Annotated in this window: 17 protein-coding genes; all 17 read left to right on the forward strand. The window is 49.6% G+C overall.

Annotated features, from left to right (window positions below; translation table 11 throughout):
* Positions 1-19 precede the first annotated feature (19 nt).
* The 17 genes from WJT86_RS06805 to rseP all read left to right on the forward strand — a co-directional run bounded on the left by WJT86_RS06805 (position 20) and on the right by rseP (position 19,244).
* Entirely contained in the window at positions 20-805 is a 786-nt protein-coding gene (locus tag WJT86_RS06805; RefSeq protein ID WP_346336780.1) for a biotin--[acetyl-CoA-carboxylase] ligase, read from the forward strand.
* A gap of 94 nt (positions 806-899) precedes the next feature.
* A complete protein-coding gene (locus tag WJT86_RS06810; RefSeq protein WP_346336781.1) occupies positions 900-2,573 on the forward strand; it encodes a ribonuclease J in 1,674 nt (557 codons plus the stop codon).
* An 80-nt stretch (positions 2,574-2,653) separates the two neighbouring features.
* Positions 2,654-3,064: a methylmalonyl-CoA epimerase gene (gene mce, locus WJT86_RS06815; protein ID WP_346336783.1), complete on the forward strand. Its 411-nt coding sequence runs from the start codon at positions 2,654-2,656 to the stop codon at positions 3,062-3,064.
* Positions 3,065-3,112: 48 nt separating this feature from the next.
* The gene (locus tag WJT86_RS06820) at positions 3,113-3,445 is read left to right on the forward strand and encodes a DUF1467 family protein (RefSeq protein ID WP_346336785.1); all 333 of its coding nucleotides are present in this window, start codon (positions 3,113-3,115) and stop codon (positions 3,443-3,445) included.
* 125 nt (positions 3,446-3,570) lie between these two features.
* The gene (proS, locus tag WJT86_RS06825; protein WP_346336786.1) at positions 3,571-4,899 is read left to right on the forward strand and encodes a proline--tRNA ligase; all 1,329 of its coding nucleotides are present in this window, start codon (positions 3,571-3,573) and stop codon (positions 4,897-4,899) included.
* A 9-nt stretch (positions 4,900-4,908) separates the two neighbouring features.
* Positions 4,909-6,186 carry a lipoprotein-releasing ABC transporter permease subunit gene (locus tag WJT86_RS06830; protein WP_346336787.1) on the forward strand — a complete coding sequence of 426 codons (1,278 nt, stop codon included), beginning with the start codon at positions 4,909-4,911 and terminating at the stop codon, positions 6,184-6,186.
* A gap of 4 nt (positions 6,187-6,190) precedes the next feature.
* Positions 6,191-6,886, forward strand: a complete 696-nt coding sequence (locus tag WJT86_RS06835) for an ABC transporter ATP-binding protein (RefSeq protein ID WP_346336789.1) — start codon at positions 6,191-6,193, stop codon at positions 6,884-6,886.
* 31 nt (positions 6,887-6,917) lie between these two features.
* Positions 6,918-7,676, forward strand: coding sequence for a HugZ family pyridoxamine 5'-phosphate oxidase (locus WJT86_RS06840; RefSeq protein WP_346336791.1), 759 nt, complete (start codon positions 6,918-6,920; stop codon positions 7,674-7,676).
* 305 nt (positions 7,677-7,981) lie between these two features.
* Positions 7,982-11,443 (forward strand): DNA polymerase III subunit alpha, encoded by a 3,462-nt coding sequence (dnaE, locus tag WJT86_RS06845; protein WP_346336792.1) that lies wholly within the window; start codon positions 7,982-7,984, stop codon positions 11,441-11,443.
* 205 nt (positions 11,444-11,648) lie between these two features.
* Positions 11,649-12,647, forward strand: coding sequence for a 30S ribosomal protein S2 (locus WJT86_RS06850; RefSeq protein WP_346336794.1), 999 nt, complete (start codon positions 11,649-11,651; stop codon positions 12,645-12,647).
* A gap of 130 nt (positions 12,648-12,777) precedes the next feature.
* Positions 12,778-13,707: a translation elongation factor Ts gene (gene tsf, locus WJT86_RS06855; RefSeq protein WP_346336796.1), complete on the forward strand. Its 930-nt coding sequence runs from the start codon at positions 12,778-12,780 to the stop codon at positions 13,705-13,707.
* Positions 13,708-13,835: 128 nt separating this feature from the next.
* On the forward strand, positions 13,836-14,552 hold the full coding sequence (pyrH, locus tag WJT86_RS06860) for a UMP kinase (protein ID WP_346336798.1): 717 nt from the start codon (positions 13,836-13,838) through the stop codon (positions 14,550-14,552).
* Positions 14,553-14,609: 57 nt separating this feature from the next.
* Positions 14,610-15,170 (forward strand): ribosome recycling factor, encoded by a 561-nt coding sequence (gene frr / locus WJT86_RS06865; RefSeq protein ID WP_346336799.1) that lies wholly within the window; start codon positions 14,610-14,612, stop codon positions 15,168-15,170.
* 64 nt (positions 15,171-15,234) lie between these two features.
* Positions 15,235-15,951: an isoprenyl transferase gene (locus WJT86_RS06870; RefSeq protein ID WP_407066929.1), complete on the forward strand. Its 717-nt coding sequence runs from the start codon at positions 15,235-15,237 to the stop codon at positions 15,949-15,951.
* An 18-nt stretch (positions 15,952-15,969) separates the two neighbouring features.
* Entirely contained in the window at positions 15,970-16,839 is an 870-nt protein-coding gene (locus tag WJT86_RS06875; RefSeq protein ID WP_346336801.1) for a phosphatidate cytidylyltransferase, read from the forward strand.
* The gene (gene dxr / locus WJT86_RS06880; RefSeq protein WP_346336802.1) at positions 16,839-18,011 is read left to right on the forward strand and encodes a 1-deoxy-D-xylulose-5-phosphate reductoisomerase; all 1,173 of its coding nucleotides are present in this window, start codon (positions 16,839-16,841) and stop codon (positions 18,009-18,011) included. The genes WJT86_RS06875 and dxr overlap by 1 nt, the downstream gene beginning before the upstream one ends.
* Before the next feature lie 69 nt (positions 18,012-18,080).
* Positions 18,081-19,244 (forward strand): RIP metalloprotease RseP, encoded by a 1,164-nt coding sequence (rseP, locus tag WJT86_RS06885; protein WP_346336803.1) that lies wholly within the window; start codon positions 18,081-18,083, stop codon positions 19,242-19,244.
* Positions 19,245-19,358 lie beyond the last annotated feature (114 nt).

Raw genomic sequence — 19,358 nt, forward strand, 5'->3', positions numbered from 1 at the left:
ATATGAAAGCGATACGGGCATGAGTGACGTTATCCTGCCCGTATCCCTTCGAGAGAAGGGATACCGCCTTGTCTGGCAGGCGGAGACTGGTTCAACCAATGAAGATGCCATGCAGGCTGCCAGAGAGGGCGCAGAAACGCCTTGTTGGTACGTTGCTCGCCAGCAGCAAGCCGGGCGAGGCCGACACGGCAGACAGTGGCTATCGCCTGCCGGAAATCTTTACGCCAGTCTTCTTTTAAAAAATCCGTGCTCCATGGTTGAGGCGCCACAACTCGGTTTTGTAACCGGTATTGCCCTTTACGATGCGCTTAAAACTCTGACAGGGGCCCAGGTTCCTGATCTTGCGCTTAAGTGGCCAAATGATGTGCTGTTCAATGGGCAGAAGCTTGTTGGTCTTCTCCTCGAGTCTCAATGCATGGGAGATCAGGTTCATATTGTTATTGGTTGCGGAATCAATGTTTCTCATCGGCCTGACAATCCGCAATATCCTGTGGCAATGCTTCATGATCTGAACCCAGATTTATCTTTGTCAGACGTATTTTCAGCTTTCAGCTTATCATTCGATCATGTCCTGTCTGTTTGGCAGGAAACACGTGGCTTATCTGCAATAGAACGTTTCCATCCCATCCGTGAACTATGGCTGGAGCGCGCAGGCGGAATTGGAAAATCAGCCAGCGTCAATCTTCCCAATGGTAAAATCAACGGTAGTTTTATAGGAATAGATGCTCTTGGCCGGTTGGAATTGGACACAGGGAACGGAATAAAGTTGATAGATGCCGGTGATCTGTTCTTTCCAAAGGCATAGGGTTGAATATTACCCTTTAATGTTAGAGGGTACTCGTATTTGAATAATACCGTAGTTTTGCAAGAAGCTAAGGCTGACAGGAAAAGATATTACGATGACGCGTGGTAAAGACGAACTGGTATTCCTACCCCTAGGTGGGCTTGGAGAGATTGGCATGAACGCCGCTCTCTATGGGTTCGGTCCTCCACGTCAGAAAAAATGGATACTCATTGATTGTGGTATGGGCTTTGGCAGCGAAGAAAGTCTGCCGGGGATTGATGTTGTTTATCCGGATTTGAAGTTCATTGAGGCGCAGCGTGAAAACCTCCTTGGCGTTATTATTACGCACGCTCACGAAGATCATATTGGTGCTATTGCAGACCTATGGTCAAACCTTAAGGTGCCCGTTTACGCAACACCATTTGCTTGCGGTCTGCTCGAAACCCGTAAGCTGTCAGAGCCAGGTGCGCCCAAGGTTGAGCTTAGGGTTGTAAAGCCGGGGCAGAGGTTTGATGTTGGCCCATTTAATATCGAATATATCCCGGTTTCTCACTCGATCCCCGAAGCAAATGCATTGGCGCTGCGTACACCGCATGGTCTTGTTGTCCACACAGGTGACTGGAAGCTGGATGCCGCGCCTTATGAGGGCGCTATCACATCACCGGAAACTTTCTCCAAATTGGGAGATGAGGGGGTTCTGGCGCTTGTATGTGACTCAACCAATGTTCTGCGAGATGGGCAGAGCCCAACAGAAACAGAAGTTGCTGAAAGCCTTGCAAAGCTGATTGCTGCCTCACCACACCGGGTTGCGGTAACGACATTCGCATCCAATGTTGCGCGTATCAAAGCTGTTGCAGATGCTGCCAAGAAATGTGGCCGTAAGCTGGTTGTTGTTGGCCGGGCGATTGATCGTGTGATGATGGTGGCTGAAGAGTGCGGCTATCTGCAGGGTGTTGATGAATATGTTTCGGGTGATTCATTCGAGAAAATCCCGCGTGACAAGGTTGTTGCCCTGTTGACAGGCTCACAGGGTGAGCCAAGGGCCGCTATGGCGCGTATCGCGGATAAAACGCACCCTGATGTACGCTTTGCATCCGGTGACCGGGTAATCTTCTCTGCACGTGCTATTCCCGGTAATGAGCGCGCGATTGGCAAGATCATTAATGCTCTCGTCCGTGATGGCGTTGAGGTCATCACGGATGGGCAGCAACTCGTTCATGTTTCAGGTCACCCCAGACGTGGTGAGCTGGAACGCATGTATGGCTGGACACGGCCACAGATTGCCGTGCCGGCTCATGGCGAAGATCTTCACCTTGAAGAGCATGCCAAGATGGCTAAGGGCTTGGGCGTTCCTGAAGTTGCCTCTATCCGTAATGGACAGATGCTCCGTTTGGCTCCGGGTCCGGCAGAAGTTATTGATGAAGTTGGGGCCGGACGTATCTTCAAGGATGGTCAGTTACTGACGGATGGAAGTGACAGGGCCATTGCTGAGCGCCGTAAGCTTTCTTTCGCTGGCATTGTATCAATTGGTATAGCCATTGATGGGCGCGGTGATCTCGCTGGTGACCCAATCATTGAAACAATGGGGCTACCTGTTGAAACGCGTAATGGCCATACCCTTGAAGGTGTTATTGAACGTGCTGTTGATAATGTGTTTTCCGGCCTGCCAAAACCAAGACGTCGTGATCCGGAAACGGTTGAGGACGCTGTGAAGCGCGGTGTTCGGGCTGCGGTGAATGGCGTTTGGGGTAAAAAGCCTGCCTGCCATGTTATGGTGGTTGAGGTTTAAGCGCTCTTCGCCTTAAAGATAATATCCTGAGATGGCAAAACAAAGCATCCTGTTCCCGGAAAATCATAAAGGGGAAACGGATGATCGGTCGTCTCAATCATGTTGCTATTGCTGTTCCTGATCTGAAAGCTGCTGCGGCAACTTACAGAGATGCTTTAGGGGCTAAGGTATCCGCTCCGCAGGAGTTGCCAGAACATGGTGTGACGGTGTGTTTCGTCAATCTCCCCAATACCAAGATTGAACTGCTTGAGCCTTTGGGTAAAGCTTCACCTGTTGCCAAGTTTATGCAGGATAATGCCTCTGGTGGCATTCATCATGTCTGTTATGAGGTTGATGATATTATCGCGGCTCGTGATCGTCTTTTGGCGCAAGGCGCACGTATCATTGGTGATGGTACGCCAAAGATTGGAGCACACGGCCTGCCAGTCTTGTTTTTACATCCTAAAGACTTTTGCGGAACTTTGGTTGAGCTTGAACAACGCTCCGCTTAGAATAAGTTCTGGACACAGCAGTAGCTGTGGCAAGACAGAGCAGGGTGAATGCAGCTTATCAGTAAAATTTCAGCGAACCTATGGTTGGCGGCTGGTGTCGTTGGCTCCTTAACGGTTGCGGCTATTGTGTTTGCTGTTTGGGTTTGCAGAATGCATCTGTTGGGAGCTGTCGCATTTTACTTCGTTGTCTGGTGGATCACACTGTTTATCGCACTGCCGATTGGAATACGGTCACAGATTGAAACAGGAGGCACCGTTACGGGCACCGAACCGGGGGCTCCAAATGTTCCGCAGATTCGCGAACGGGCTGTTTTAACAACTTTGTTGGCTGATGTTATCTTTATGGCAGCAGCCATAATTCTGCCCTTTGCGGGCTTATGAGTATCTTGCAAACAGGACTCAGCACAAGTTTCACTAAAGATTCTGTAAATGCCGTTGTGTCTTTCGCAAAGACAGTTTAGGCGTTTTATGAATGTTTAATAGCTCTTTACGCCAGAAGGCCAGTCATGCGCTTAAGTCGTTATTTTCTTCCTATTCTCCGTGATACCCCTAAAGAAGCCGAAATCGTTTCGCATCGCCTGATGCTGCGGGCCGGGCTGATCCGCCAGCAATCTGCGGGTCTTTATTCGTGGTTGCCGATGGGGCTTCGCGTATTGAATAAAATCAATGCGATTATTCGTGAAGAGCAGAACCGTGCGGGCGCCATTGAGCTACTGATGCCAACAATCCAGTCTGCTGATCTGTGGCGCGAATCTGGCCGTTATGATGCCTATGGCAAGGAAATGCTGCGCATTACCGATCGTCATGAGCGTGAAATGCTCTATGGGCCAACCAATGAGGAAATGATTACGGATATCTTCCGTAGCTATGTCAAATCCTACAAAGATTTGCCGCTGAACCTCTATCACATTCAGTGGAAGTTCCGCGATGAGGTCCGCCCACGCTTTGGTACGATGCGGTCTCGTGAGTTTCTGATGAAGGATGCTTATTCCTTCGATCTGGATCAGGCATCTGCAACTCATTCCTATAACAAGATGTTTGTTGCTTATCTGCGCACCTTTGCCCGCATTGGTCTGAAATCCATTCCAATGCGCGCGGATACAGGCCCGATTGGTGGTAACCTGAGCCACGAGTTCATCATTCTTGCCAACACAGGTGAGAGCGAAGTGTTCTGTCACAAGAACTACCTTGATTTCGATATTCCAGCCGCTGACACAGATTTCGATGATGTTGATGGTTTGCAGAAGACGGTCGACAAGTGGACATCTCTCTACGCTGCAACTTCTGAGATGCATGATGAGAAAGCTTATGCAGAGGTCCCGGCTGGTGATGCTGTCTCTGCCCGTGGCATTGAAGTTGGCCATATCTTCTATTTCGGTACCAAGTACTCAGAAGCTATGGGTGCCAAGGTTATGGGCCCGGATGGGCAGGAACGCCCGGTTCACATGGGCTCCTATGGTATCGGCCCAAGCCGTCTGACTGCTGCAATCATCGAAGCCAGCCATGATGAAAACGGCATTATCTGGCCAGATGCTGTGGCACCGTTTGATGTTGCTCTGCTTAACCTGAAGGTTGGGGATGGGGCTTCTGATGAAGCTTGTGCCAAGATTTATAAGGCTCTGACAGCTGCTGGACGCGATGTCCTTTATGATGATCGTGACGAGCGCCCGGGTGCCAAGTTCGCAACAGCTGATCTGGTTGGTATTCCATGGCAGGTTGTTGTTGGTCCGAAAGGTCTTGCAGAAGGCAAGATTGAACTGAAGCGTCGTAGCACAGGCGAAAAGCATGAGCTTTCCGTGGATGCTTTAATCGACAGACTGACAGTCGACGCCTAAGGCTTCTTGATGAGCAACGAAGAACAGATACAGCCAACAAAGCCTTTTGCCGCTTTTGAGTGGATGCTTGCTGGACGCTATTTAAGAACGCGTCGCAGGGAAGGCTTTGTATCGGTTATTGCGCTGTTCTCATTTTTGGGAATCATGCTTGGAGTGGCCGTATTGATTACGGTTATTTCTCTACTGAATGGTTTTCGTCATGATCTTCAGGATCGCTTGCTTGGAAACAGCGGCAACATCTTTCTGTCGGCGATGGATTCTCCGTTGAAGGATTACGTCGAAGTTTCTGATAAAATTGGTAAAATATCCGGTGTTCAACTGGTTTTGCCAATGGTTGAAGGGCAGGCGTCCGTATCATCGCCCTATGGTTATGGCGGCGCCATGATCCGCGGTGTTCGTGGTTCTGATATCCTGAAAATCAAATCTGTCGCTGATACGCTGCAGAGCGGAACACTTGAGAATTTTGAAAACTCTGGTGGTGTCGCAATTGGTGCACGCCTTGCCCATAATCTAGCCCTTCAGGTTGGTGACCAGATTACCCTTATGACCCCAAAGGGAGCAGCGACGCCGTTTGGCACAGCGCCGCGCATTAAGGGCTATCAGGTTGTTGCTATCTTTGAACTCGGCTTAGCAGATCTCGATGCCTCAAGTGTCTATATGCCGATACAGGAAGCACAGAGCTTCTTTGATCGGGATAATGATGTTTCAATCATTAATGTGTTTCTGGATGATGCTGATAAGACAGAAGCCACTATTCGTCAGATAGATGAAGTTGCAGGGCGTCCCTTGCTTGTCAATGACTGGCGTCAGCGTTACCGGACATTCTTTGGAGCTTTACAGGTTCAGCGTAAGCTGGCCTTTATCGTTGTCGGTCTCGTGGTTCTTGTTGCAGCACTGAATATCATTTCCGGCATGATCATGCTGGTGAAGGATAAATCTTCCGATATTGCTATCTTGCGCACAATGGGTGCAACGCGGGGGGCGATCATGCGCGTCTTCCTGATGACAGGTGCATCAATTGGGGTCGCCGGAACCATTGCAGGCTCCATCCTTGGGTTGTTGATAGCTTTTAATGCTGAAGCTATTCAAGGGTTTATCGAGCGCTTGACAAATACCAATCTCTTTCCGCCGGAAGTTTATCTGCTTGATCATCTGTCATCACGCGTTGTTGCTGGTGATGTCTTGCTGGTTGTTCTGATGGCTCTGACACTGTCGCTACTTGCAACGCTTTATCCTTCTTGGCAGGCCGCGCGTCTCGATCCGGTTCAGGCCTTGAGATATGGGTGATGGCATGAATCAGACCAGACCAACACCAAGTCTCTATCTCCAAAAGGTCGGCCGGCGTTATCCGCAGGCTGATGGTTTTCTTGAGATTCTGAATGAGGCTGATCTGGCAATCTGGCCGGGAGAGCTTGTTGCGCTTGTTGCCCCATCCGGTACAGGTAAGTCGACACTTCTGCATGTCGCAGGTCTGCTTGAAAAGCCGGATGATGGCGAGGTCTATGTTGGCGGGGCAGCAACATCCCAGATGGATGATGTTGGGCGTACCAAGTTGCGTCGGGAAGAGATTGGCTTCGTCTACCAGTTCCACCATCTCCTGCCTGAGCTTTCGGCTCTCGAAAATGTCATGATGCCTCAGCTGATCAGAGGATATAAGAAATCGATTGCAGAAGACCGGGCCGGGCAGGTGTTAAAGTTCTTGGGGCTTGGTGGTCGCCTAACGCACCGACCTGCTGAGCTTTCTGGTGGTGAGCAGCAGCGTGTGGCTATTGCCCGTGCTGTTGCCAATGCGCCGCGCCTTCTGCTGGCGGATGAGCCGACAGGTAATCTGGACCCGCATACATCCGGCCATGTCTTCCAGATGTTAATGGCGATTGTTCGTGCGTCACGTTTGGCTGCATTGATTGCAACCCATAATATGGACCTTGCTGCCAAGATGGATCGTCGCGTGACCATACGGGATGGTAAGATTGTTCAGCTTCCATAAGGTTTAACGTTAAAGAGTGCAGGAGGGATCAATGTCTATTTCTTCTATTACGCCACGTGATAAGGAAATTCCGCAGAGCGCTCGTGAAGCCTTTGATGCCAGAGAATTAGCCTGCACCATTATTCGCACATATCGCTCTGCCGCATTAGCTACGCTTGATCCATCCGGTTACCCTTATTCGTCAGTGACAGATGTTGTTTCTGATCAAGATGGTTCCCTTGTTTTCCTGATGGCTGGTGTTGCCTTGCATACCCGTAATATCAAGGCTGATAATCGGATTTCCGTTATTCTTGCCAATCTGGGGCAGGGTGATGCTCTTTCCAAGGAAAGACTAACCCTTGTTGGGCGTTGTGAGCTGGTTGATGAGCAGGATATTGAGAGGCTGTCATTCCGATTCCTGCAAAGGCATCCTAAAGAGAAAGCATATCTGGGTTTACCAGATGCTCGTCTCTACCGTCTGAATGTTGAGTCGGTTCAGCTAAGTGCTGGACCTGGACGTAATGCGTCTGATGTAACGGCTGAAGAACTGAAAACAGACATATCCGGTGCAGAGCAGCTGCTTACTGATGAGCCGAAGATACTGGCAGACATAAATGCTTCACCTGAACGATTAAGTGCATTAGCAAAATCACAAGGTTTATCTGAAGGCCGCTGGAAAGTGACAGGAATTGATCCGGAAGGTATCGATCTCACACTTGTTGATCAGACTATCCGCATCTGGTTTAAGGCTCGAGTTACAAATCAGGAAGCACTGATGATCGCTCTTGATGAAGCTGTTCTTGAAATTTAGTCCACAGCTATCACTTTGATTTAAAATTAGAAATCCGTTTATTAATCATAGTTTTGAAGTGCCTCTTTTAGGCTGTTGACGAAAGAACAAAACATAAACATCATAGAACGTATCAAGAACAAAGGAGAAGGTTATGATCCGTTCTGTTATTGAAACAACCGCCGAAATTACATCGCTTGCCGTATTCGCCGGCATGGTCGCAATCTGGGCTGTTATTCTTCCGGCTGTATTTTAGTCACGGGATTCTCAACCGCCTCGCTTGCACTTTTTGTCGTCCTTAGCGATGAAGGGGTAGGAGGTTGGTAATGACGCAGATTTTGACCGAAGCGGGATTCGTGCATTTGCACGTCCATTCTTCATATTCGCTTCTCGAGGGTGCGTTATCAATTGCCACCTTAAGCAAACTTGCAGCCACAGACAGGCAGGCTGCACTTGCATTGACTGATACCAATAACCTGTTCGGTGCTTTAGAGTTTTCGGAAAAACTCAACGGAACAGGTATTCAGCCGATAGCTGGGCTTCAGCTAACGGTTATGTTTGAAAAGCCAGATCCGACATCACGCATTCAGACGCCCGTTTGTTCAAACATTGTCCTGCTCGCACAAAGCGAAAAGGGCTATGAGAACCTGATGAACCTTGCCAGCCGTGCTTACTTTGATGTTGAGCTTGGTGCGGCTCCGATGGTGGATGCTGCTGTTCTCAAAGAAGTCTCTGGGGATCTGATTGCGTTAACGGGTGGTTTTTCCGGGCCAATTGATTCCGCTCTGCGCGATAACTCAAATGCCGCTTTAGCCTCATCCCGTCTTGCCGTTCTTAAAGAAGCTTATGGTGACAGGCTGTATGTGGAAATACAGCGCCATGCACTGGATGCTGAACGCCGCATTGAAGCAGACCTTATCCGTCTTGCAGATGAAAACGGTTTGCCGATTGTTGCAACAAACGAACCTTTCTTTGCCAAGACGGATGATTATGAGGCCCATGATGCGCTCTTAGCGATCGCTGAAGGGCGCATGGTGTCTGAAGAAGATCGGCGTCGCGTTTCCAGTCAGCATAATTTTAAAACACGTGCAGAAATGCTGGAGCTGTTTCGGGATCTCCCCGATGCCTGTCAGGCAACGGTCGAGATTGCGATGCGATGCGCGTATCGGGTTTCAACACGAAGCCCGATTCTGCCAAGCTTCCACCGTGAGCCGAACACGACGTTCGATGAAGGTGAAGAGATTCGTACGCAGGCTGAAGCTGGGCTGCGTCGACGTCTTGATGCTCATGGCCCAGCAGAAGGGTTGACGGAGCAAGACTATTACGATCGCCTTGAGTACGAATTGTCCGTTATCACCCGTATGAAATATTCGGGTTACTTCCTGATCGTTTCTGACTTTATCAAGTGGTCCAAGGATCACAATATCCCTGTTGGACCGGGTCGTGGTTCTGGTGCGGGCTCACTTGTTGCTTATGCGCTGACGATTACCGATCTTGATCCTCTACGGTTCAGTTTGCTGTTCGAACGCTTCTTGAACCCTGAACGCGTATCAATGCCTGACTTTGATATCGACTTCTGCGTTGAGGGTCGTGAACGGGTTATTGAGTACGTACAGAAGCGTTATGGCGAAGATCAGGTTGCCCAGATCATCACTTTCGGTACCTTGCTGGCCCGTGGGGTTATACGGGATGTCGGCCGTGTTCTGGAAATGCCTTACGGGCAGGTTGATAAGCTGACAAAGCTTATTCCTCAGAACCCAGCAAATCCTGTAACCCTAAAGCAGGCTATTGAGGATGAACCAAAAATTCGAACAGCAATGGAAGAAGAACCCGTTGTTGCGCGAATGCTGGCTATTGCCCAGAAGCTTGAAGGCTTGCACCGACACGCATCAACCCATGCTGCGGGGGTGGTGATTGGTGACAGGCCGTTGCAGGAACTGGTTGCTCTCTACCGAGACCCAAAAACCGGTATGCGGGTGACGCAGTTCAATATGAAGTGGGTTGAGCAGGCTGGTCTGGTCAAGTTCGACTTTCTGGGGCTTAAAACGCTTACTGTTCTGCGTCGCGCTGTTGAGCTTGTGGCCCAGCGTGGCATAACCATCGATCTTTCTGCCATCCCGCTGGATGACAAAAAGACTTACGAGCAGCTACAGAAGGGCGAAACTGTTGGCGTATTCCAGGTTGAAAGTGCGGGCATGCGTAAAGCTCTCACTGAGATGGAGGCCGACCGTATCGAAGATTTGATCGCCCTTGTGGCGCTCTATCGTCCGGGCCCGATGGCCAACATCCCGGTTTATTGCTCTCGGAAACTCGGTAAGGATGAAAACAATAAGAGTAAGTGGTACTTACATGAAAAACTTGAACCATTACTAAAGGAAACTTTTGGCATCATCGTTTATCAGGAACAGGTGATGCAGGTGGCTCAGGTACTTGCTGGTTACTCACTTGGAGATGCTGATCTCTTACGCCGTGCTATGGGTAAAAAGATCAAGGCTGAAATGGATGCCCAGCGCGGCCGGTTTGTTTCAGGCTCTGTTGAACGCGGTATTGCCGAGAGCAAGGCTAACGAGATTTTTGATCTGCTGGCTGAATTTGCGAACTACGGCTTTAACAAAAGTCACGCGGCCGCTTATGCGCTCGTCTCTTACCAGACGGCCTATATGAAGGCGAATTATCCGGTTGAGTTTCTGGCAGCTTCCATGACGATGGATTTGGACAACACTGATAAGTTGTCAGAGTTTCGCCGTGAAGCGCAGCGTCTTGGTATTACAGTAGTTGCACCGTCTATCAATAAGTCTGGCGCATTGTTTGAAGTGCGTGATGGTGCCATCTATTATGCTTTGGCTGCGGTTAAGGGGGTTGGCCTGCACGCAATTGAGACATTGGTTGAGGCGAGGGGTGATAAGCCTTTCAAAAGTTTGCAAGACCTTGCTGCGCGCATGAACCCTAAGCACGTCAATAAACGCATTCTTGAAAACCTGATTGCTGTTGGCGCGCTTGATGAGCTGGAGCCGGATCGGGCCAAGGCGACGGCGACCATTGAGGCTATGCTCAATCTCGCTTCCAAGGCTGTGCAGGATGAGAATGCAGGCATTCAGGATATGTTTGGCGGTGTGGCGTCATCGGATGTGGATTTACGTATTCCTCATTATGAGCCATGGCCAGCATCTGTCCGGTTGCAGAAAGAATATGATGCTGCAGGGTTCTTCCTGTCTGGGCATCCGCTTGATGAATATGGCGCCTTGCTGACCAAGCTTCGTGTCAGTACCTGGGCGGAATTTTGTAAAAAGGTCAGGGCTGGGGCTGATGGCGGTCTGGTGGCTGCAACGGTTCTTGATCGCTCAGAGCGTCGGACGAAGACTGGCAATAAAATGGGTATTGTCAATTTCTCTGATCAAAGCGGCCATTTCGAAGCCGTCATGTTCTCTGAGGAGCTGGTTCTTTATCGGGAGCTGCTCGAGCCGGGTGCGATTGTTACGCTCAATTTAAAGGGTACGGCAGAAGGCGATGAGGTTCGGGCGCGTATTCGTGAAGCCTCTTCACTTGATGATGCTGTGGCGCGTTATCAAAAGGGGATGCGCATTTTTGTTCGTGACGAAGTTCCTCTTGAGAGCATCAAGCAGCGATTACAGGTTCGTGGCAGAGGCGATGTGATGCTTGTTGTGATTCTTGATAACGGGGCACATGAAGTTGAGATAAAACTTCCCGGAAAGTATCAGGCGACGCCACAGGTTGCCGGTGCCTTGCGCGCTGTGCCTGGAATTGTTCAGGTTGAAATTATTGACTGATTTTTGAGCTGGGCGGGGATGTACTCCAATAAAATTGTTGCGAAAATTGCTACAATTTGTGCGTTCTCTCTTGTCATCTTGCCTGTTTTCCCTTATAGGCAGCCCCATCACACACGCGGAAACACGCCAGAACTCTGGCTAAAGCCGGTGGTTAGCATGGTGCTAACTCACTTGTTCCGCGGAGGTATAACCGGAGAATATACACATGGCTCTTCCTGAGTTCACCATGCGTCAGCTGCTGGAAGCAGGCGCCCACTTTGGTCACCAGGCTCACCGTTGGAACCCTAAGATGTCTGAGTACATCTTTGGTACACGCAACAACATTCACATTATTGATCTGGCTCAGTCCGTCCCGATGCTGCATCGCGCCCTTCAGGCTGTGAGCGATACAGTTTCCCGTGGTGGTCGTGTGCTTTTCGTTGGTACGAAGCGTCAGGCTCAGGAAGCTGTTGCAGAATCTGCAAAGCGTTCCGCTCAGTACTATGTGAACTCCCGCTGGCTCGGCGGCATGCTGACCAACTGGAAAACAATTTCTGCTTCAATCCTGCGTCTGCGCAAGGTTGATGAAATCATCGAAGGCGGCGGCGTTGGTCTGACCAAGAAAGAACGCCTGATGCTCAACCGCGAAAAGGAAAAGCTTGATCGCGCTCTTGGCGGTATCAAGGATATGGGCGGTACGCCTGATATGCTTTTCGTTATCGATACCAACAAAGAACAGCTTGCTATTAAAGAAGCAGAGCGTCTGGGTATTCCGGTTGTTGCCATCATCGATACAAACTGTGATCCAGACGGCATCACATATCCAATTCCTGCTAACGATGACGCTGGTCGTGCTATCGCTCTCTACTGCGACCTGATTGCACGCGCTGCTCTTGATGGCATCTCCCGTGGTCAGGGTGATCTCGGCGTTGATCTCGGTGCTTCCGAAGAGCCAATGGCTGAAGAGCTCCCAGCTGCAGAATCAACAGACGGTTTCGAGCGTCTTGCTGCTCCTCGTGGTGCTCCAGATGACCTGTCAAAGCTGACAGGCGTTGGTCCAGAACTGGAAAAGAAGCTCAATGACGCTGGTCTCTTCCATTACTGGCAGTTTGCTTCGCTGCAGCCTGCAGATGTTGCCAAGCTCGACGCTGAGTTGAAGCTGAATGGTCGCATCGAGCGTGATGGCTGGATCGACCAGGCACGGGCCATGATTGACGCAGCCTGATATTTCTTGGCTGGCAACAGCCTTTAGAGATATTATCTGGCACCTGATTTCAGCCCGGCGTTTCACACGACGCCGGGTTGCTGTTATCATAAACGACTGAAATTCAAGATATCCGGAAGGAACAGCTACTATGGCTAACATTACAGCCGCTCTCGTCAAGGAACTGCGCGAAAAGACCGGCGCAGGCATGATGGACTGCAAAAACGCTCTGAACGAAACCAATGGTGATATTGAAGCTGCTATCGACTGGCTGCGTACCAAAGGTCTTGCCAAGGCTGCCAAGAAAGCTGGCCGCGTTGCTGCTGAAGGTCTTGTTGCTGTTGAGTCTTCCGGTCATACAGCTGCCGTCCTCGAAGTTAACTCTGAAACAGACTTCGTTGCCCGTAACGAGCAGTTCCAGGCTTTCGTTCGCGAAACTGCCAAGATTGCTCTCAATGGCAATGACACAATGGAAAAGCTGGCTTCTGCCAATTTCCCGGGTGAAGCGACAACTGTTTCTGAAAAGCTGCAGAACCTTATTGCTACAATCGGCGAGAACATGACACTCCGCCGCGTTGATACACTGAAGGTCAATAAGGGCTTTATTGCCAGCTACACACACAACACCATTTCTGAAGGTCTTGGTAAGATCGGTGTTGCTGTTGCTCTGGAATCTGAGGGTGATGTTGAAGTTCTCTCAACAATCGGCCGTCAGATTGCTATGCACATTGCTGCGACAAGCCCACTGGCTCTGGATGCATCCGGTATTGATGCTGCTACAATCGAACGTGAAAAGGCTGTTCTTGCAGAAAAGAACGCTGGTAAGCCTGCAAACATCATGGAAAAGATCATCGAGAATGGTCTGAAGTCCTTCTTCAAGGAAGTTACACTTGTTGAACAGGCTTTCGTTCATGATCCTTCCAAGACAGTTGCTCAGATTCTGAAAGAAACTGAAGGCAAGGCTGGTGCTCCAATCGTCCTGAAAGGCTACATCCGTTATGCGCTCGGTGAGGGCATTGAAAAGGAAGAGGCTCTGGACTTTGCGGCGGAAGTTGCCGCAGCAGCAGGCACAAAGGCCTGATTTAAATTGAACGGCGGCGAAACAGCCGCCGTTTTCTTATGTGAGACAATCAAAAGATAAGCCTGTAAAATGTTTCCGTGGGGTCATATAATATCCGGAAACTGGTTGAGGACAGAAAGAGGATCATCATGGCAAAAAGATTTCGGCGTGTTCTGGTAAAACTCTCCGGTGAAGCCTTGGCCGCACATGATGGTTATTGGTTCGATCCAAAAATTCTGGCTGGTTTTGCCCATGATATCGTTAGTGCAACTGCGAAGGGTTATGAAATCGCTATCGTAATTGGTGGTGGTAATATTATCCGAGGTGCACGTATGAGCGCTGCTGGCTGGATTGACCGTGCAACAGCTGATGCCATGGGCATGCTGGGAACGGTTATGAATTCCCTTGCTATCGAGAATGCGATCAACGCAGCTGGTGTTTCAGCCCGTACGATGTCAGCTGTGTCCATGCCGACAATCTGTGAGACTTATGCGCGTCAGCCAGCCCTGCGCTATATTGAGAAGGGCCAGACAATTGTTCTGGCTGGTGGAACGGGCAATCCGTTCTTTACGACAGATACATCTGCGGTCCTGCGTGCTGCAGAATTACGTTGTGATGCAGTTCTAAAAGCAACGCAGGTTGATGGTGTCTATTCGGCAGATCCGAAGAAAGACCCTTCTGCCATACGTTTTGAACAGTTAACTCACGATGAGGCAATTGCGCAGGATTTGAAGGTGATGGATACCGCAGCCTTCGCTTTAGCTAGGGAAAACAAGCTTCCTATTATCGTTGGCAGTGTGCACTTTCCAAGTTCCATTACAGCTATTCTTGAAGGAACAGCTCCTTCAACAGTAGTTGTCCCTTGATGTGAGCTCGCTGGTAACGTAAGCCTTTTTAACAATTTCAAAGCTCAGGACGAAACGATGACTGCCACATTCGACATCAGTGACATCAAACGCCGTATGCAGGGCGCATTTAATTCTTTCAAGCACGATCTCAGCAGCCTTCGCACGGGACGCGCTTCTCCTGCAATTCTAGATCCGATTCAGGTTGATGCTTATGGCTCAATGACACCTCTTTCCCAGCTGGGAACGGTTTCTGTGCCAGAGCCACGCCTGCTGTCTATTCAGGTATGGGATCGTGGACTGGTTCAGGCTATTGAAAAAGCCATTTCCATTTCTGACCTTGGATTAAATCCGCAGACAGAAGGGCAGACAATTCGCCTTCGCATTCCAGAGATGACAGAACAGCGACGTAAGGAGCTGGTTAAGGTCGCTCATAAGTATGCTGAAGATGCGCGTGTTGCTGTTCGCCACGTCCGTCGTGATGGAATGGATACCATCAAGAAGCTCGAAAAAGACGGCTCAATCAGTGAAGACGACGCAAAGCGTGAAGGTGATCAGGTTCAGAAGGCAACAGATGCTGCCATTGCTGAAATCGATGCTCAGCTCGTAGTCAAAGAAAAGGAAATCATGCAGGTCTAATTGATCTGCATGTTCCGGATAATACCGAATGACCCAGTCCGCCGATACGCATGCGCAGGTTTCAATTCCGTCTAAGGAAGACGGAAGCATGCCTTCGCATGTTGCCATCATCTGTGATGGTAATGGGCGCTGGGCTAAACAACGCGGTTTGCCACGGTTGGAAGGGCACCGCCGCGGAATGGAAGCTCTTCGCAAAACCATTCAGGCCGCAAGCGAACTCGGTATTCCGTATCTTTCTATCTTCGCATTTTCATCAGAAAACTGGAGACGTCCCGTTCAGGAGGTCTCCGATCTGATGGGCCTCCTCAGGCTATTTGTTCGTCGTGATCTTAATGATCTGCATAAACGCAACGTACGCGTGAAAATCATTGGTGAGCGAGTAGGGCTCGAGTCCGAGATTTTATCAGATCTCATCAAAACTGAAGAGCTGACAAAAGATAACACAGGCCTGACTTTGCTGATTGCCTTTAATTATGGAGGTCGTCAGGAGCTGGTTGCTGCAACGCAGGCAATTGCTCAGGATGTTGTAGCAGGTAAGCTTAAGGTTGAAGATATTAATTTGGCAGATATAGAGCAACGTCTCTATACTGCTGGCATTCCAGACCCAGATATTGTTATCCGGACGTCAGGAGAACAAAGAATTTCAAATTTCCTGACCTGGCAAACAGTCTACTCTGAGTTTCTGTTCCTGCCAGTTTTCTGGCCTGATTTTGACGGGGAGGCTCTTAATGTGGCGATCGAAGAATATGGCCGCAGAGAGCGGCGCTTCGGCGGGTTATAAACGTTGCGCCTCAGCCCTATGACAAATCCAATGCAGCCAACAAACCTGAAATCTGAAAGAAAGCCATCTGAGCTCGCTACGCGCGTTGTCTCCGCGATAATGATGATTATTGCAGCTCTTGGGACGGCTTATATTGGCGGTGAAATATTTGCCTTGTTCTGGGCAATAGCTGCTGTTGCTGTTTTCTGGGAATGGACAAAGATGTCCGGCGTTGGTTTCATTTTTCCTGCCCGGATATGTTTTGGCGTGGGTGCCATAGCTGTCGCCGCTCTGTCTGTCGTGCCACATCTTGCCCATGGAAATGGCTGGTTCGCTTTGCTTGTGTCCGTCGTTCTAGGGATATTTGTTACTCTTTCCGGTTGTACGGTACGGGATCGTTTCTGGATTGGGGGCGGTGTGCTCTATGCGGCTGTGATTGCGTTCTTCCCGCCATTTCTTCGGGAAATGCCGTTTTCGGGTCTCTCAAATATCCTATGGGTCTTTGCTGTCGTTTGGGCGACGGATATTGCAGCCTATTTTGTCGGGCGTGCCTGTGGCGGGCCAAAGCTATGGCCCAGTGTCAGTCCAAACAAGACATGGTCTGGTTTTTGTGGTGGCTTAATCGCGGGTACATTATCAGGCGTTGCAATTGTTTTTATCCTGCAGGGCGGAAATGTTCGCCTTTCCTGGGTTCTTGTTGCCGTTTTCTCTGCTATCGCCTCCATTCTGTCTCAGGGGGGGGATTTGGCAGAATCCTCTTTAAAACGCCACTTTGGTGTGAAAGATTCCAGTGCGCTTATTCCTGGACATGGAGGCGCCATGGACCGTCTCGATGGTTTCTGGGCTGCTGTCTTCTTTCTGGGGATGTGCCTTATTCTCACTCACATGGTTCATAATTGGGCAGCGTAATGCGGAAAATTACAATCCTTGGCGCAACCGGGTCGATTGGCCGTTCCACTGTTGATGTTGTCTCAGAACATCCGGATAAATTTGAAGTTGAAGCCGTTGTCGGTGGTAGCAATGTTGAGACGCTCGCTGAAACAGCAAAACGTGTCAAAGCGCGTTGCGCTGTGGTCGCTGATGCGACGAAGCTTGCCGATTTAAAAGAAGCGCTTTCAGATACGGATATTGACTGTGGTGCAGGTGAGAAGGCTGTTCTTGAGGCTGTCGACCGCCCCGCAGATGTTATTCTTGCGGCCATTGCAGGTACCGCAGGATTGGCTCCAACCTATGCTTCCTTAAAAAAAGGGCGTCGCATTGCTCTTGCAAATAAGGAAAGCCTTGTATGTGCCGGCCAGTCTTTTATGAAAGCTGCTGCTGCCATTGGAGCAGAGGTCTTTGCCGTTGATTCTGAACATAATGCTTTGCAACAGGCTTTGATGGCTGGGCAAAGTCAGGATGTAACAATTGCAACAATTACGGCATCTGGCGGTCCATTCCGGACATGGTCCCGTGAAGATATTGCCGCAGCTCCGGCTGAGGTGGCGTCTCGTCATCCGGTTTGGGCTATGGGAGCCAAGATTCTTATTGATTCTGCAACACTAATGAATAAGGGGCTGGAGCTCATTGAGGCTAGCCATTTGTTTGATCTCAGGGCAGATCAGTTGGATGTTGTTGTACATCCCGACGCAATTGTTCATGCAATTGCGCAATGGCGGGATGGGGCTGTGACTGCTGGTCTGGCAGCTCCAGATATGCGTATTCCGATAGCTAATGCTCTTGGTTTTGAACGCAGGCTAAAGATGCCTTATCCGGTGCTGGATTTTGTCAAGATTTCCCGGTTGAACTTTGAGGCTCCAGACGAAGAACGCTTCCCTTGCCTTAAGCTGGCAAAAGCCGTTCTGAGGGCCGGTGGGCCGTTACCGGCTGCGATGAATGCCGCGAATGAGGTTGCGGTTGCAGCCTATATGGGTGGGCAGATAAAGTTCTATGATATCTACACGCTTGTTGCAGCAGTCTGCTCTGTTTATGCTGGTGAAGGTGTTCGTGCTCCGGCAAGTGTAGAAGATGCCTTGGCTATTCATAATGATGCCACGAAGATGGCTCAGGAGCATCTTGAGCTAATATTGGCAAAACACTGAAGAGTTTTGAACTCTTCATTTCAAATGCCTGAAAAATCTTAACCCGATACGGAAAGTGAACCGAGCAATATGATGGATACCCTCAGTTTAATTCTTATGAAGTTGGGTGGCCTCTTTGCCTTTTCAACATTGTTCTATCTGGCAGCATTTATCGCCGTTTTATCCGTCATAGTGTTCGTTCACGAATATGGTCACTTCATTGTAGGCCGCTGGTGTGGTGTCGGGGTTGATGAGTTTTCAATTGGTTTTGGCCGTGAAATCCTCGGCTGGACAGATAAACATGGCACACGCTGGAAAATAAGCTGGCTGCCTCTGGGGGGGTATGTTCGCTTTGTTGGAGATGGTAATGCGGCCAGCGCTCCCGATAGTGATGCCGGTGCCAGGCTTTCTCCGGAGATGAAAGCGATCAGTCTGCATGCGCAGGCTGCGTGGAAGCGGGCGTTAATTGTGGCTGCGGGGCCTGTTGCCAATTTTATTTTCGCAATTGCCATTTATAGCGTCTTTTTTGCCGCTTCAGGTAAGGTTGAAGTTGAGCCACGTATTGATATGGTCGTAGAAGGCGGACGGGCTGAAGAGGCCGGCTTTAAGGCCGGTGACCTCATTCTCTCTATTAATGGCTCAAAAATAACTGACTTTTCTCAGGTTACGCAGAGCGTTGTCATTAATGCTGAAGAGCCCATGCACTTTAAAGTAGAGCGTGATGGTGCAGTCGTTGATATCACTGCTGTACCAGCTCTGAAGAAAATCAAGTCTCTGATTGGTTTTGTTGATGGTGGTCAGCTTGGGTTCCAGGTGGATACCCGGATTGATGGCCGTCTACGATTCATCAAGCTTGGTGTTTTGGATGCAATTGTAGAAGGCGGAAAAACCACCTGGTCTATTATTGATCAGTCAGTATCCACAGTTGGAAAGCTAATTACGGGAAAAATTTCATTAACGCAGCTCTCCGGACCAGTTGGAATCGCGCAAATGACAGGAAAAGTAGCCGAAAGAGGGCTTCTTGACCTGATAGGATTCGCAGCTTTTCTGTCAGTTTCTATTGGAATGGTTAATTTATTGCCAATACCGGTTCTGGATGGTGGACATTTGCTCTTTTGTATTATTGAGATGATCACCCGAAAGCCTTTAAATGAAAGGGTTCAGGAGTTCGCGTTCAGGGTTGGGTTGCTGTTGATTTTAGCGGTTTTTGTATTCGCGACAGGGGCCGATTTGATGCGAAATTTTACACAATAAGTGCAGATTTGACGTGTCTGACATGCAACGCTTGTGAAGAATCCATAGGGTAGAGACCTCTAGATGATTTGCATATTGTCAGAAAATCTGTAGAAACATGGTGAGCTATTCTAT

It is taken from the genome of Hohaiivirga grylli (genome assembly GCF_039655745.1).
GTDB lineage: Bacteria > Pseudomonadota > Alphaproteobacteria > Rhizobiales > Beijerinckiaceae > Hohaiivirga > Hohaiivirga grylli.

Excerpts from the sequence above, each read along its gene's own strand:
- dxr (WP_346336802.1), top strand. The coding sequence starts at position 16,839 with ATGCGGAAAATTACAATCCTTGGCGCAACCGGGTCGATTGGCCGTTCC.
- dnaE (WP_346336792.1), top strand. The coding sequence starts at position 7,982 with ATGACGCAGATTTTGACCGAAGCGGGATTCGTGCATTTGCACGTCCAT.
- pyrH (WP_346336798.1), top strand. The coding sequence starts at position 13,836 with ATGGCAAAAAGATTTCGGCGTGTTCTGGTAAAACTCTCCGGTGAAGCC.
- tsf (WP_346336796.1), top strand. The coding sequence starts at position 12,778 with ATGGCTAACATTACAGCCGCTCTCGTCAAGGAACTGCGCGAAAAGACC.
- frr (WP_346336799.1), top strand. The coding sequence starts at position 14,610 with ATGACTGCCACATTCGACATCAGTGACATCAAACGCCGTATGCAGGGC.
- WJT86_RS06840 (WP_346336791.1), top strand. The coding sequence starts at position 6,918 with ATGTCTATTTCTTCTATTACGCCACGTGATAAGGAAATTCCGCAGAGC.
- proS (WP_346336786.1), top strand. The coding sequence starts at position 3,571 with ATGCGCTTAAGTCGTTATTTTCTTCCTATTCTCCGTGATACCCCTAAA.
- rseP (WP_346336803.1), top strand. The coding sequence starts at position 18,081 with ATGATGGATACCCTCAGTTTAATTCTTATGAAGTTGGGTGGCCTCTTT.
- WJT86_RS06810 (WP_346336781.1), top strand. The coding sequence starts at position 900 with ATGACGCGTGGTAAAGACGAACTGGTATTCCTACCCCTAGGTGGGCTT.
- WJT86_RS06875 (WP_346336801.1), top strand. The coding sequence starts at position 15,970 with ATGACAAATCCAATGCAGCCAACAAACCTGAAATCTGAAAGAAAGCCA.
- WJT86_RS06805 (WP_346336780.1), top strand. The coding sequence starts at position 20 with ATGAGTGACGTTATCCTGCCCGTATCCCTTCGAGAGAAGGGATACCGC.
- WJT86_RS06820 (WP_346336785.1), top strand. The coding sequence starts at position 3,113 with ATGCAGCTTATCAGTAAAATTTCAGCGAACCTATGGTTGGCGGCTGGT.
- WJT86_RS06835 (WP_346336789.1), top strand. The coding sequence starts at position 6,191 with ATGAATCAGACCAGACCAACACCAAGTCTCTATCTCCAAAAGGTCGGC.
- mce (WP_346336783.1), top strand. The coding sequence starts at position 2,654 with ATGATCGGTCGTCTCAATCATGTTGCTATTGCTGTTCCTGATCTGAAA.
- WJT86_RS06850 (WP_346336794.1), top strand. The coding sequence starts at position 11,649 with ATGGCTCTTCCTGAGTTCACCATGCGTCAGCTGCTGGAAGCAGGCGCC.
- WJT86_RS06830 (WP_346336787.1), top strand. The coding sequence starts at position 4,909 with ATGAGCAACGAAGAACAGATACAGCCAACAAAGCCTTTTGCCGCTTTT.